This is a genomic window from Sphingomonas degradans (genome assembly GCF_053502645.1).
Genome location: NZ_CP177172.1, coordinates 1,789,459 through 1,801,987, shown reverse-complemented (window position 1 = coordinate 1,801,987; position 12,529 = coordinate 1,789,459). Strand labels below are relative to the sequence as shown.

Genomic DNA, 12,529 nt, shown 5'->3' with positions numbered 1-12,529 from the left:
TGTTGTTACACGGCACGAGAATCATTCTCAATAAGATTGTCCAAACATGCGGCCATCATCCCGTTTCATCGTATCGATTCTTGCTTTGTCCGCTGGCTTGGCACACCCCGCCCGCGCCCAGACCACAACAGGACAAGGGGAAGACCAAGCCAAGCCAGGCGAAATCATCGTCACTGGCACGCGCCGGGAAACGCGCCTGCAGGATGCTGACGTGTCCGTTACAGTCATCAATCGCGAAGCGCTGAATCAGGCGCGTATCAGGGATGTGCGCCAGTTGGATGCGGTGGTGCCCAATGTGCAGTTCAACGAAAGCGGTCAGCTTGGCAGCACATTCATTTCGATCCGCGGCATTGAGTCCAATCCATTCATCGTCAATCGCGCCGCCGTCTATATTGACGGAATTCCCTTTCGTGAGCTGTCCAACGCCGTTCTCAATCAGGTGGAATCCGTGGAGGTGCTGCGCGGGCCTCAGGCAACGCTTTACGGGGCCAACAGCGAGTCCGGCCTCATCGTTATCAATACACGTGCGCCGACTAACCATCTCGTTGCCGAGGCGCGCGCCACGGGAACACTCTTCAGCGGCGGCGCAGGGGGAACGGTCGACGGCTTCGTCGGCGGACCGCTCGCAGGTGGCCGCCTCACCGGATCGGTCGCTTTCAAATTATCACAAGCAGACAGCTTCCTGCGCAATATGCAGCGAGGTCAGCCCGAAGGTCGTATCGGCGAAACATTCCTGCAGGGGCGCCTCAAATGGGAGCCGAACGATCGGCTGACCGTGAATGCGACCGCCTATATTCTAAACACGCGGGCGCCTGGCGTCTTCGATCAGGAGTATCTCCCGCTCGACGTTGACCGTTATAACCAGAGCTATGCGGATCTGTTCAACGCAGGACGCAAGGCTGGGCGTTTCACTTATATCAATGATGCTCCCAAGCGGACCGACGAGCGTGAAACTGTGCTCGGCGTCAGCGCGAGCCACCGGCTTGGCTACGGTACACTTGATGCCGCCATGTCCTACCGGCGGCTCAAGACAGACGCCAAGGGGCTTGATTTCGACTTCACGGCGCTTCCGACCGCCGCGGGTCAGGATTACAAGGACAAGGATTTCTGGAACTTCGAGCTCCGCTTCGCGTCTCCCGTGAGCGAGCCGTTCAATTATATCCTAGGCGTCACGCACTACCGGCAGGAGGATGAGCGCTTCCAGACGACCTTTGTCGGCCCCGGGACGCTCGCTTCCTATAGACCCTCACCACGGCAATATGCGCAAGCGCGGGACTGGGGGGCCTTTGCTTCGGCCAGCTGGTCGCCCGTTCATCTTCCGGCGCTGACGCTAAGCGCTGGTGTGCGCTACGATCATGCGCATCGCTCGGCCCAGCAAAATGCCGGACAGATCGATCTGGGTGGCGGTAATCTGTTTATCTACCGCGATGCTTCCTTGTCAGGCGATTTCGAAGCGGTGCTGCCGCGCGTTTTTGTACGGTACAAGGTGTCACCGCAACTCACCATTTATGCCAATGCGGCCAAGGGCTACATTCCGGGAGGCTTCAATCTCACCGCTGCACAGGCCCAACTGACCGATGATGTCCTACGCTTCAGCTCCGAAACGATGTGGAGCAGAGAGGCGGGGTTCAAATGGCAGTCCGAAGACGGGCGATTGAGGTTGGCGGGCGCTGCCTTCTATATCCGGTCGAACAATTGGCAGGAGATACAGGTCGCCACCGATGCGGCGGGCCGTATCATCTCATCTGACTATATCGGCTCAGATGCGTCGATCGATAGCAAGGGCTTTGAATTGGAAGCCTCCGCGGAGCCGACGAGGGGCCTCACGCTGACCGCTAATTTCGGACTTTCCGACGCCAGATATCGCGATCTCCAGATCGATGCGACGACCAATGCGCGAGGCAAGCGGGTGAAGCTTGTCCCAACCTATGATGGCTATCTTGCAGTCCGCTACCAGGCGCCCAGTGGCATTTTTGGACGAGCGGAGATAGCGTTCACGGGTAGGGAATCGCTCGAAAGTCTCGGTCGCGCCATGCAACCGGCCACGCAGACGCTGGGTTTGCAGGCTGGCTATGAAACCGAGCGCTGGAGCCTGCGCTTGTTCGTCGAAAATCTCACTGACGTACGCCGAGGCACTGGCCTTGCGTTCCGGAACCTGGCCTTCGGCAATGATGGCAATTGGTACTCACCGATTGGCCGGTCGCGGCAGGGCGGGGTTGAGTTCGGATGGAAGCTATGAGCGCATCTGAAATGGACCGCGTGAGCACAGCCCTTTCCGGTGTTCCTGAGACTCTGCTTATTACGTTAGCCGCGCGCCTTGTCGCGCATTCGCAAAACGCCGATCTGGGCTTTGTCGATCCCGCTGCGGGGCAGGTCGGGGCTATGCTGGATTTCGACCCCGCGCGCTTCTGCGACGATCGCGCAAGCATGCGGGGGACGATCGTGCGCGCTCAGTGGTTCGACGGCATTGCGCGCCAGTTTGTTGAAGCGCAGCCCGATGGTCTGGTCATCTCCATTGGGTCCGGCCTTGATACGCGGGCCAATCGGATAGGCCCGCCTGCCGGTGTCGACTGGATCGACATCGACTTCCCTGAGGTGAAGGCGTTGCGCGACAGGCTTGTGCCGCGCCTTGAGCGCGTGCGCAACCTCGCTGCCGATGGTACGGCGGTTTTGACTTGGGCACAGGCTGTCCCCTGGGACAAGGAGCGCGCAACACTCGTGATGGCCGAGGGTGTGTCCATGTATTTAAAGCCTCAGGAAGCAATCGCTTGGTTGCGAGGCCTGACCGAGGCTGCATCGGCACGTCAGTCCCGTATGACACTCGCGTTGGATCTGGCCTCCCCGTTGATGGTTCATCAGTCGCACCGCCATCCCAGCGTATCCAGAACGCAGGCGCGTTTCCAGTGGGGTGTACGTCGACCCGATGATATCACCGCCATGGCGCAGGGGTTGGAGCTTGCGGAAAGCTATGATGTTGCGGCGCGCAGTGGAACGGCATCGCGCATCGCGGCCATCGTCTACCGGATCATTATGAGAGGGTGCCCCATATACAGCTGTGCACGCTTTGAATATGGAACCGAATGAGCGGGACAGCCTGGTGACCTGCCCCCCCGCTGGTCCCGCAGTCATAACGAGAGTCCACCGGTTTGATGAGCCGCTACCCGTTCTTGGACCACTCGGCTGGCGTTCATCCAGCATCTGCCGGCAGCGGCGGGCCATGTGCCGCTGACTGGTTCACCAGCGATATCGGCGTCTTGTTGCCGATGGCGCTATGAGGTGGTCCCGCCTATTTGGACAGTTTTACGGCTGAGCTAAGCTAATCCGGGTTGTCGATCACGCCGCCATTCTGGTCATCAGATCATGGGGGGTATACCCCCCATGATCTGAAGCGCCGATCCACCCATAGGCTTCCGCCGGCGTTCGCCCGGCTAGCCCCGAGTGGGGTCGCTGGTGATTGTAATAGGTGATCCACCGGCCAAGGCCAGCGCGCAGCTCCGAGCCGGTCTCGAACGCGTGCAGATACACGCACTCATATTTGAGGGAGCGCCACAGGCGCTCGATGAACACATTGTCCATCCACCGACCCCGGCCATCCATGCTGATCCGTACCTCGGCGTCGCGCAGCACGCTCGTGAAGGCGAAGCTGGTAAACTGGCTGCCCTGATCGGTATTGAAGATCTCAGGCCTTCCGAAGCGCGCAAGCGCTTCCTCCAGCGCCGCGACGCAGAAGCCCGCGTCCATGGTGTTCGACAGCCGCCAGGCCAGCACCTTGCGCGTCGCCCAGTCCATGATCGCGACCAGATACAGGAAGCCCCGGCGCATCGGGATATATGTCACGTCCGCGCACCAGACGTGGTTCGGTCGCTCGATCGCCAGCTTGCGCAGCAGATAGGGATAGACCCTGTGCTGCGGGTGCGGATCGCTCGTGCGCGGCCGCTGGTAGATCGGCGACAGCCCCATCTTCGCCATCAGCCGCCGCACCCGTCGTCGTCCAACATCATGGCCATTGCGGCGCAAATGCCGGACCATCTGGCGGCTGCCGTACCACGGCATGTCGAGGAACGCCGCATCGATCACCCCCATCAGCGCCAGCCTCTCTTCGGTCTCCGGCACTGGCGCGTAACAGTAGCTCGACCGGCTGATCGACAGCAGACGGCATTGCGCCGCGATCGACAAGCAGTGGTGAGCAGGGTCGATCCACTCCCGCCTCCGTGCCACGCTCATCGACCGGAGGCCTTCGCTAAAAAATCCCGCTCCACCAGTAACTGCCCGATCTTCGCGTGCAGCTTGTCCACCTCCGCGTCGCTCGCCGCCCTGGCCGCCTCGCCGGCACCGGAGAACGTCGCCGACATCCCTTCGATCGCCTGACGCTTCCACGCCGCGATCATCGTGTGGTGGATGCCATGCTTCGCCGCCAGTTCCGCCAGCGTCATATCGCCACGGATCGCCTCCAGGGCCACTTTCGCCTTGAAATCTGCGCTGTAGCGCTTCCTCGTCGTCTTCATTCCCGTTCGTTCCTCACGTCGGGATTAGCTTAGCAACCTGTCCAGTTTTCCGGGACCACCTCAGAAGTTGATCCCGCCGCAGCTTCTTGCGGATCAAGACCGCGCCGCTTCGATCGGCGCCGTGCACCTGGAAAACCGACTTGGCCAGATCGATACCGACTGTGCTAACCTCATCCATGGACGCCTCCTGCAGTGGTGCTTCAACACCTCCACTCTGGCACATTGATGCCGTCAGGGGGCGTCCACTCCAACGGGATTGAGGCGCTTTGCAGACGGGCAGTTCCCGACCCAACATGCGTCATTCCAAAGCCCGCGCCAGCAGGGCCGCTTTTGCCGAAACGCGCCATTCGCGTTCGATTGAGCTGACCGGCAGCATGGCTCCCCAACGTCGGACGTGCAGCCTCGTCTGACTCCATCAGGACCTGTCGTTTGCATCGCGCCAAATGAGGACGGCTCTTTTGCGATTGACTTGCGATAGCATCTTGACGCAGGGGAGCGCGCATCGTTTGGGGGAACAATGCGTCACATTCATATTTCGGCTCTGGCATGCGCGATCTTCTGGGCAAGCGCTGCGAACGCACAGCAGGTTTCGGAAGAACTTCAGGACAGCGAAATTGTCGTTACCGGCGAAAAGTCCAATCGTACGTTGCAAGACACGCCGACCAGCGTTGCAGTGACAACCCCCGAGCGGATCCAGCAAGAGAATATCCTAACGATTCAGGACATTTATAGCCGTACCGCCAATGTCGCCGAGACCTATGGTTCGGCCGGCTTCACGATCCGCGGAGTCAGCAATCAGGGCGTCGGCGGCGGCGGCAATGCCGACACCGCGACCGTCTATGTCGATGGCGCGCCGATCCCGCGGGAGGCACTGTTCGGCGGCCCAACCGATCTGTGGGACATCCAGCAGGTCGAGATACTGCGCGGGCCGCAATCGACGATCCAGGGGCTGAATGCGCTCGCCGGCGCGATCGTGCTGACGACGCGCGACGCCTCCACCACCGAGTATAGCGCGGATGCGCGTGTGCTGTGGAGCGAATACAACGACCGTACGTTCTCCGCCGCGGTCGGCGGCCCGCTAGTGAAGGATGGGCTCGGCATCCGCCTCTCGGTCGAACGGCGCAATGACGGCGGGATCATCCGCAACGTCACGCGCGGCGGCTATGACGATGCCCTGGAGTCGCTCAACCTCCGCGGAAAGCTGAAATGGACGCCGAGCGCGCTCCCGGGCCTGGAGGTGCAGGCCAGCTATAATCGCGTGCGGCGCGACGGCGGCTATCTCTACGAATATGCCCGCACCGACGTGCCCGACTTTTTCGATAATCGCATCTCAACGGGCAACGCGCCCAGCCGCGGGCATATCAAGACCGACATCGCGGTGCTCAACATGGGCTATGAGATCACGCCTCGGTTGCGCTTTTCCAGCATCACGTCGTTCAACAAGACCCACACGCGCGCCCTGATCGATACCGACGGCACCGCGGCGGACCTGCAGGTCGTCGACAACACTAATGACTTCCGCACGTGGACGCAGGAAGTGCGTCTCAACTACAATGGTGAGCGGCTGAGCGGTGTGCTCGGCGCCTGGGCCTATCGTCGCTCGGGCGGGCTCGTCGCTGCCAACCGGCTCAACATTAACACGCCGACCGGCACGATCGCCGCGCTGCTGCAGGGCGGCGGCTTCCCGGCCGCGACGGCGACGCAGATCGCCGACCTGTATACCAATGCGCTGCCGGTGATTCCGGTCGCCTACGCAGCGGACGCGCCGCAACTGGTGCGCACGGCGGCGCTGTTCGGCGACGTGCGCTACAAATTGACTGATCGGCTCTCGCTGATCGGTGGCTTCCGCTACGATCACGAGGCGAACCGCTATACGGCAGAGACGGTGGCGACCTTCACCGGCACGCTGCCCAGCCCGGCTACGTTCGGTGCCGCGGGCACGCCGCTGTACCTGGCGATCACGGCAGTCAATCAGGGCGTGCTCGGGCTGGTGCAGGGCGCGAATTCGGCGCGCGCCACCAACGCGCGGGGCTTCGACGCCTTCCTGCCCAAGGCTGGGGTCAGCATGGAATGGACGCGCGACCTCACCACCAGCTTCACCGTGCAGCGTGCCTATCGCTCGGGCGGGTCAAGCCAGAATCCGGCACGCGCGCTGCTGGTCGCCTATGACCCGGAATATAGCTGGAATTATGAGGGATCGCTGCGCTCGCGCTGGCTGGACGGCAAGCTGACGCTGAACGCCAACATCTTTTACATCGATTGGAAGGATCAACAGACCACCGCGCTCTTCGGGCTGAACGAATACGACTATAATACGGTCAACGCCGGCAAGTCGCACCTCTATGGTTTCGAGATCGAGGCGCAGGGGCGGATCAGCCGCACCGTGGATGCCTATGCCTCGGTCGGCCATGTCCGCACGAAATTCGACAAGTTCACCTTGCCGACCGGCACCACCAGCACCCTGGAACTCGCCGGCTCGGAATTCCCCTATGCGGCGCGCTGGACGATCGCGGGCGGCGTGAACGCACGGGTGGGACCGGTGGTCGGCAACCTCAACGCCAACTATCGCGGGCCGGTGTTTAGCGATGTCGGCACGACCCAGGCGCAGGGACGTCTGCCGGGACGCACCGTCGTTAACGCGCGGCTGGGCTGGGAGATGGAGCGCTTCACGGTCTTCGCCTTTGCTCGCAACCTGCTCAATGAAAAATACCGGCAATATGATTTTGCCAGCAGCGGCCGTGCGATCCTGGGCGAGCCACAGACGGTCGGCGGCGGCGTCGAGGTGCATTTCTGATGCTGGTAATGGCCCTTGCCGGCGTGGCTGGCGGCGCCGGCGGCGCGGCGTTGCTGCGCCGTTCCTGGGCCGACCGCGCGCATACCCGCCCGATGCTGATCGCGGCGGGGTGGCTGGTGCTGATCGCGGCGGTGCTGCTTGGTGGCTGGCTGGTCGGTCCGGTGAAGGGCGTGGCTGGGGTGATCGCCGCGGTCAGTGTCGGGGCGCTAGGCGTGGTCGCGCAGGGGCATGTTGTGCGGTCGGCGCGGGCGGCACGCGACAGCCTCGCGCCCGAACCGCTCGAGGGCCCGTCGCGCGCATGGCGCGGCGTGCTCAAGTTCCTGCTCGCCGGGCCTCTCGGCATGACGGCGGCCATGGGCATTGCGTTTTGCTACGCCACTTGGGCACCGGGTGACCCGCGCACGCGGATCATCATCGGCGGGCTGCTGATGCCGCTCGCCTGGGCACTGGCAATGACCTGGACGCTGGCGGACCAGCGCCTGTTGCGCGCGCTCGCGGTACTGGTCGGAACGACAGTTGCCGGCTTCGCGCTGGCCGCAATGCGGGGGCTCGCATGACCGGAGCCAAGGCAAAGAGCCGCTGGCCGCTGTCGCCAGCGATGGTGCGGGCCGTGCTCAGCGGGCATGGCATCCTGGGGCTGGCTTTCGCAGCAGTGATCTATCTTGTGTGCCTGTCTGGCACGCTGGCGGTGTTTGTCCACGATCTGGAGCGGTGGGAGCAGCCCGCCGCGCCGGCCATCACGCACATCGACGACGCCGCGATGACGCGGGCGCTCGATACGGCACGGCAAAAGGCGCCTGCGGGCACCACCCTCTATGCCTCGCTGCCGTCTCCCGACGAGCCGGGCGCGACGATCATCGCCCATTCGCCCAAGTTCGAGCGTGAATGGGCGGTCGATGCCCAAGGCGCGCTGACCGAGAAGGCGACGACTTTCTCCGAATTCATCCTCAACCTTCATATCGCGCTGCACCTGCCGCGTAGTTGGGGCGAGTTCATCGTCGGGCTAGCGGGCGTGGCGTTGCTGTCTTCGCTTGTATCCGGCATCCTGGCGCACCCGCGCGTGCTCAAGGACGCGTTCCATCTGCGCCTGGGCGGCTCGCGGCGACTGCAGGAAGCGGACCTTCACAACCGGCTGGGCATCTGGGCGCTGCCCTTCCATGTCGTCATCGCGCTGACTGGCGCGTTGCTGGGACTGAGCACGCTGATCGTCGGTGTGCTGGCGCTGCTGCTCTATCGGGGGGATACGGCGAAGGTATACGGCCTGTTCATCGAAGCGCCGCTGGCGGTGAACGCAACGCACGCGCCCTTGCCGTCGCTGACCGCGCTCCTTGCCGAGGCACGCCGCCGCGCGCCGGGTGCAGAGGCGCACCAGCTGATTATCGAGAATGCCGGCCGCGCCGATGCGCGCATCACCATCAAGTCGGAGCGCAAGCGCCTGCTCGTGCCGCAGGATACGACGAGCTTCGATGCGGCAGGCCGCGTGCTGAAGGATCAGCATCCGCGTGATCTGGTCGCGGGTACGCGCATCCTGGGCGGGATCGGCCAGTTGCATTTCGGCTGGTATGGCGGAGTGCCGGTACGCATCCTCTATGGCTTGCTGGGTCTCGCGCTGTGCGTGGTCACGTCGAGCGGGGTGACAATCTGGCTGGCGCGGCGACGCGACAAGGGACGCGCGGTGCCGCAATGGGAGCGGCTATGGGCGGCGGTCGCCTGGGGCCAGCCTCTCGCCTTGGTATTGGCGGCGCTGGTGGCGATCATTGTGCCTGCCGGCGAGGCGGTGCTGTGGGTATGGCTTGGCGCCACCGTGGTGCTGCTGCTCGGCTTTGGCGCGCTGCGCTTATCGGCGACTTTATGCGCGCGCGGAATGCGCTTAGCTCTTGCCGTGGCGTTAGTCGTGCTGGGGACATTTCATCTAGCCGCCTCTCCCACAAACCCGACCGGCCTAGGCATCGACATCATGTTGCTGATCGTCGGCGCTGCAAGTCTGCTGGCGCGTAAGTATCTCCGCCCTCTGGCCTGAAATCCCCTCGACAATGGCGGATGCGGCCCAGTTGCGGCCGCTTTGCGGGGACGGTTCAGCGAACGCTGAATGTCTCTTCGTGGCCAGACCTGACGTTCAGCCCGGGACTCGGATATGGCGGCTTCGTCCCCAGAGTCAGTCGTTCACTAGCATGCAGCGTTCGGACGAGTGGCGGTCGTCAGGAGCAGCACCCTCGCTATTTTAAGGAATGTTCGTCGTCGGAGTAGAACAGCCGGTTGTGCAGCCAGGTGTTGACCGCCGCCTCGCGCCAGCCTGCGCAACGCAGGCTGATCCGGACACTCTTGGGGAAACTGCCGTCCTGCATCTTGCGGTATAGCGTTGAGCGGCTGAGTCCGGTCCGTTCGAGCACCGTTTTGATGCGGAGGATGCGTTCTGGGGTTTCGGTCGTCATCGGATGTGCCTGCATTTCCTGCGCTGGTTTGTGCCCCCTTGGAGCAGACGTGACCCGCTTGTTATGCTGGGATCAAGGGGGCTGTTGCGCTCTGCTTACTGTGGGCGAGAGGAAGAAAGCGTAGCGTAGGCTGAGAATTGGAGAGCCGTTCCCAGGGCGTCTCACGCCTGCGGCGTGACCGCGCTTCTCACGCCGCTGCGCGTCGCCGAGTCGCTCTTCGGCGTCTCGGTCCATTCGGATGATGATCGCATGACGCAGTTTGCCGGACTGTGCCGGTAATCGGAACGCGGTTCAGTTGAGCGTGCACTGGCGCCTCTGACGAGGCTGCCAGAGACCGCGTGTTTTGGTTCGCCGCGTGGCACGCTCGATCCGGCCGGAGGGCGCGGCAGCGGCTGACGCACGGGCGCGCGCGCACGCCGCCGCGACGACCGGCCGGATTTCGAGAGTGCTTGTCTGATGGGCTCCGGTGGAGCCGCGCAGCGCTTCGCGCTGCGAGAGATCTGCGGTCACCGCGCATGGCGCGGTGGCGTTTGCGCCTCCGGCGTCGATCTGGCGGGTGGGCGTCGCTACCCTATGATCCCGCCGCGGCGTGCCGCAACCCGGGCAATGCCCGGGTCCTCCATTTCATTTCGGCCCTGCGGGTGCAGCCCGCCTCTGACGGCGGGACCGTCGGTTCGCTCCTGCCGCCCACCCGCCATTCCGGCGCCGGTTGCGGTGTTTGAAGGAGTGAGGAAGATGGAACTCAAGCACATCGATTTGGCCAGTCTCTGCATCTCGGCTGCGAACATGCGCGCCAAGGGCAAGCCGGATATTTCGAACATTCTGCCTTCGGTCCGGGCGCGCGGTGTTCTCGTGCCGCTGATCGTGCGGCCAGCGGAGGGCGAGGGCCGGTTCGAGATCGTGGCGGGCAAGCGGCGTTATCATGCGGCGCTGGCGGTGGCCGATGAAAGCGGCGAGCGCGACGCGCTGCCATGTGCGGTGATCGCTGCGGGCGACGACGCAGCGGCGCTGGAGGCATCCCTGATCGAGAATGTCGCGCGGCTCAATCCCGACGAAGTGACGCGCTGGGAGAGCTTCACCCGGCTGGTCAAGGAAGGACGCAGCCCCGAGGACATTGCACTGACCTTCGGGCTGACGGAGTTGCAAGTGAAGCGGACGCTGGCGCTGGGCAATCTGCTGCCGCGCATCCGGGGGCTATATCGGAAGGGCGAGATCGACGTTGCCACGGTGCGTCACCTGACCCTCGCAACCAAGGCCCGGCAGCGTGAATGGCTGGCATTGCTCGATGATCCGGAGGTTCGGTGCCCGACCGGCTATCAATTGAAGGCGTGGCTCTTCGGCGGCGTGTCGATCCCGGTGAGCGCGGCGCTGTTCGACGTGTCGGCATATGACGGCGAGATCGTTTCCGACCTGTTCGGCGAGGATCGCTGGTTCGGGGACACCACGGCCTTCTGGACCGCGCAGAACGCAGCCATCGAAGCGAAGGCCGAGAGCTTCCGGGAGGCGGGATGGCGCGAGGTTGTGGTGCTGCCGACCGGTGAGCCATTCCACGGCTGGGAGCATGAGCGTTGCCCCAAGCGCAAGGGCGGCAAGGTGCTCATCAGCGTCGGCGCTCGCGGCGACGTCGCGGTCCATGAGGGATATGTTTCGCTCAGGGAAGCACGCGGTGCTCGGAGGGGTGCGCTAGGCGAGGCAGTCGAGAAGCCTGTCCGGCCCGAAGTCAGTTCGCCGATCCAGAACTATATCGACCTGCATCGGCACGCCGCCGTGCGGGCGGACCTTGCCAACCGTCCTTCGCTGGCGCTGCGGTTGATGGTGGCACATGTCATCGCCGGCTCGTCGCTATGGAATGTGCGAATCGAGGCGCAGCGTGCCGCTAGCGACGCGATTGCCGAGAGCGTCGAGAACAGCGCATCCGAAGCCGCGTTTGACGAGAAGCGGCGGGCGGTGCTGGCGCTACTAGGGCTCGATCCCGAGACGCCCACCGTGACCTGCGGCTATGACGGCGAGCATGGCGTGGCGGGGCTGTTGGTCCGGCTGATTGAGCTTCCCGATCCGGCGGTGCTCGACGTGGCGGCGATCGTCATGGGCGAGACGCTCGACGCGGGAAGCGCGCTGATCGAAGTACTGGGGACGATGCTCGGCACCGACATGGCCAAGGTCTGGCAGGGCGACGACGCGCTGCTCGACATGATCCGCGACCGTGCAGTGCTGCACCATGTGCTGGCGGACGTGGCGGGCGAAAGCGTCGCCGATGCCAACGAGGGGGCAACCGGCAAGGTAAAGCGCAAGATCGTGCGCGATTGCCTGACCGGCGAGAACGGACGCGATAGGCATGAGGGCTGGGTGCCCAAGTGGATGGCGTTCCCACCAGCCGCCTACACCGAGCGCGGCGGCGTCGCGACCGTCAACCGGGCGGCCACCGTCGCCGAACTGGCAGCCTCGCCCGAGCCCGAGCCGCTGCGTCATGCAGCCTGATCCAGTCTGGCGGCCACCGCGCCGCCAGATTTCCCCTCTCCTATGTCGGAGGACATCATGACCGACGAAGCTGATCCCGCGACCTTGAAGCGGCTCGAACGCGCGGTGGGCAAGCTGCCCCGGTTGCAGCGCGAAATCCTCCTCGCCGCCCGGCTCGACGACATGGACTATGTCGAGATCGCCGAGCGCACCGGCCTCAGTGTCCGCGAGGTGGAGCGACAGGTTGCAAAAGCGCTGCTGAGCATCGTGCGCCGCATGGACAAGCAACCCCGGCGCTGGTGGCGTCGATGACCGCGACCTCGCCGGGCTTTGGCCCGGCG

Annotated in this window: 9 protein-coding genes and 1 pseudogene; 7 read left to right on the top strand and 3 right to left on the bottom strand. The window is 63.9% G+C overall.

Translation table 11 applies throughout. The annotated features are described in order from the left end of the window. Positions 1–46 precede the first annotated feature (46 nt). Together ACG3SL_RS08070 and ACG3SL_RS08065 are read left to right on the top strand one after the other, a co-directional pair. Positions 47–2,239 carry a TonB-dependent receptor gene (locus ACG3SL_RS08070; protein WP_448664618.1) on the top strand — a complete coding sequence of 731 codons (2,193 nt, stop codon included), beginning with the start codon at positions 47–49 and terminating at the stop codon, positions 2,237–2,239. Further along, positions 2,236–3,084 (top strand): class I SAM-dependent methyltransferase, encoded by an 849-nt coding sequence (locus ACG3SL_RS08065; RefSeq protein ID WP_448664617.1) that lies wholly within the window; start codon positions 2,236–2,238, stop codon positions 3,082–3,084. Before ACG3SL_RS08070 ends, ACG3SL_RS08065 begins: the two co-directional genes overlap by 4 nt. 249 nt (positions 3,085–3,333) lie before the next feature. Here ACG3SL_RS08065 and ACG3SL_RS08060 read toward each other — a convergent pair. Both ACG3SL_RS08060 and ACG3SL_RS08055 read right to left on the bottom strand, forming a co-directional pair. Then, positions 3,334–4,505 (bottom strand): IS3 family transposase gene (locus ACG3SL_RS08060; protein WP_448664616.1). Its coding sequence is split into 2 segments (ribosomal slippage): positions 3,334–4,241 and positions 4,241–4,505, totalling 1,173 coding nucleotides; the frame shifts between segments, so codons are not numbered across the junction. A 61-nt stretch (positions 4,506–4,566) separates the two neighbouring features. After that, a pseudogene (locus ACG3SL_RS08055) lies at positions 4,567–4,683 on the bottom strand (IS110 family transposase); the annotation flags it as partial. Positions 4,684–5,022: 339 nt separating this feature from the next. On the opposite strand from ACG3SL_RS08055, the gene ACG3SL_RS08050 reads away from it, so the two are divergent. The 3 genes from ACG3SL_RS08050 to ACG3SL_RS08040 are packed head-to-tail and all read left to right on the top strand — an operon-like array spanning position 5,023 to position 9,319. Continuing rightward, positions 5,023–7,299 (top strand): TonB-dependent receptor, encoded by a 2,277-nt coding sequence (locus ACG3SL_RS08050; RefSeq protein ID WP_448664615.1) that lies wholly within the window; start codon positions 5,023–5,025, stop codon positions 7,297–7,299. Further along, entirely contained in the window at positions 7,299–7,856 is a 558-nt protein-coding gene (locus ACG3SL_RS08045; protein ID WP_448664614.1) for a hypothetical protein, read from the top strand. The genes ACG3SL_RS08050 and ACG3SL_RS08045 overlap by 1 nt, the downstream gene beginning before the upstream one ends. Further along, positions 7,853–9,319: a PepSY-associated TM helix domain-containing protein gene (locus tag ACG3SL_RS08040; protein WP_448664613.1), complete on the top strand. Its 1,467-nt coding sequence runs from the start codon at positions 7,853–7,855 to the stop codon at positions 9,317–9,319. The genes ACG3SL_RS08045 and ACG3SL_RS08040 overlap by 4 nt, the downstream gene beginning before the upstream one ends. Before the next feature lie 196 nt (positions 9,320–9,515). Here the strand turns inward: ACG3SL_RS08040 and ACG3SL_RS08035 are convergent, their stop codons facing one another. Further along, entirely contained in the window at positions 9,516–9,731 is a 216-nt protein-coding gene (locus tag ACG3SL_RS08035) for a helix-turn-helix transcriptional regulator (protein ID WP_448664612.1), read from the bottom strand. A gap of 735 nt (positions 9,732–10,466) precedes the next feature. On the opposite strand from ACG3SL_RS08035, the gene ACG3SL_RS08030 reads away from it, so the two are divergent. Together ACG3SL_RS08030 and ACG3SL_RS08025 are read left to right on the top strand one after the other, a co-directional pair. Next, on the top strand, positions 10,467–12,209 hold the full coding sequence (locus tag ACG3SL_RS08030) for a ParB/RepB/Spo0J family partition protein (protein WP_448664611.1): 1,743 nt from the start codon (positions 10,467–10,469) through the stop codon (positions 12,207–12,209). 57 nt (positions 12,210–12,266) lie between these two features. Continuing rightward, on the top strand, positions 12,267–12,500 hold the full coding sequence (locus ACG3SL_RS08025; protein WP_448664610.1) for a sigma-70 region 4 domain-containing protein: 234 nt from the start codon (positions 12,267–12,269) through the stop codon (positions 12,498–12,500). Positions 12,501–12,529: the final 29 nt, after the last annotated feature.

Coding starts and splice junctions, on each gene's coding strand:
- ACG3SL_RS08070 (WP_448664618.1), top strand. CDS start 47: ATGCGGCCATCATCCCGTTTCATCGTATCGATTCTTGCTTTGTCCGCT.
- ACG3SL_RS08065 (WP_448664617.1), top strand. CDS start 2,236: ATGAGCGCATCTGAAATGGACCGCGTGAGCACAGCCCTTTCCGGTGTT.
- ACG3SL_RS08050 (WP_448664615.1), top strand. CDS start 5,023: ATGCGTCACATTCATATTTCGGCTCTGGCATGCGCGATCTTCTGGGCA.
- ACG3SL_RS08045 (WP_448664614.1), top strand. CDS start 7,299: ATGCTGGTAATGGCCCTTGCCGGCGTGGCTGGCGGCGCCGGCGGCGCG.
- ACG3SL_RS08040 (WP_448664613.1), top strand. CDS start 7,853: ATGACCGGAGCCAAGGCAAAGAGCCGCTGGCCGCTGTCGCCAGCGATG.
- ACG3SL_RS08035 (WP_448664612.1), bottom strand. CDS start 9,731: ATGACGACCGAAACCCCAGAACGCATCCTCCGCATCAAAACGGTGCTC.
- ACG3SL_RS08030 (WP_448664611.1), top strand. CDS start 10,467: ATGGAACTCAAGCACATCGATTTGGCCAGTCTCTGCATCTCGGCTGCG.
- ACG3SL_RS08025 (WP_448664610.1), top strand. CDS start 12,267: ATGACCGACGAAGCTGATCCCGCGACCTTGAAGCGGCTCGAACGCGCG.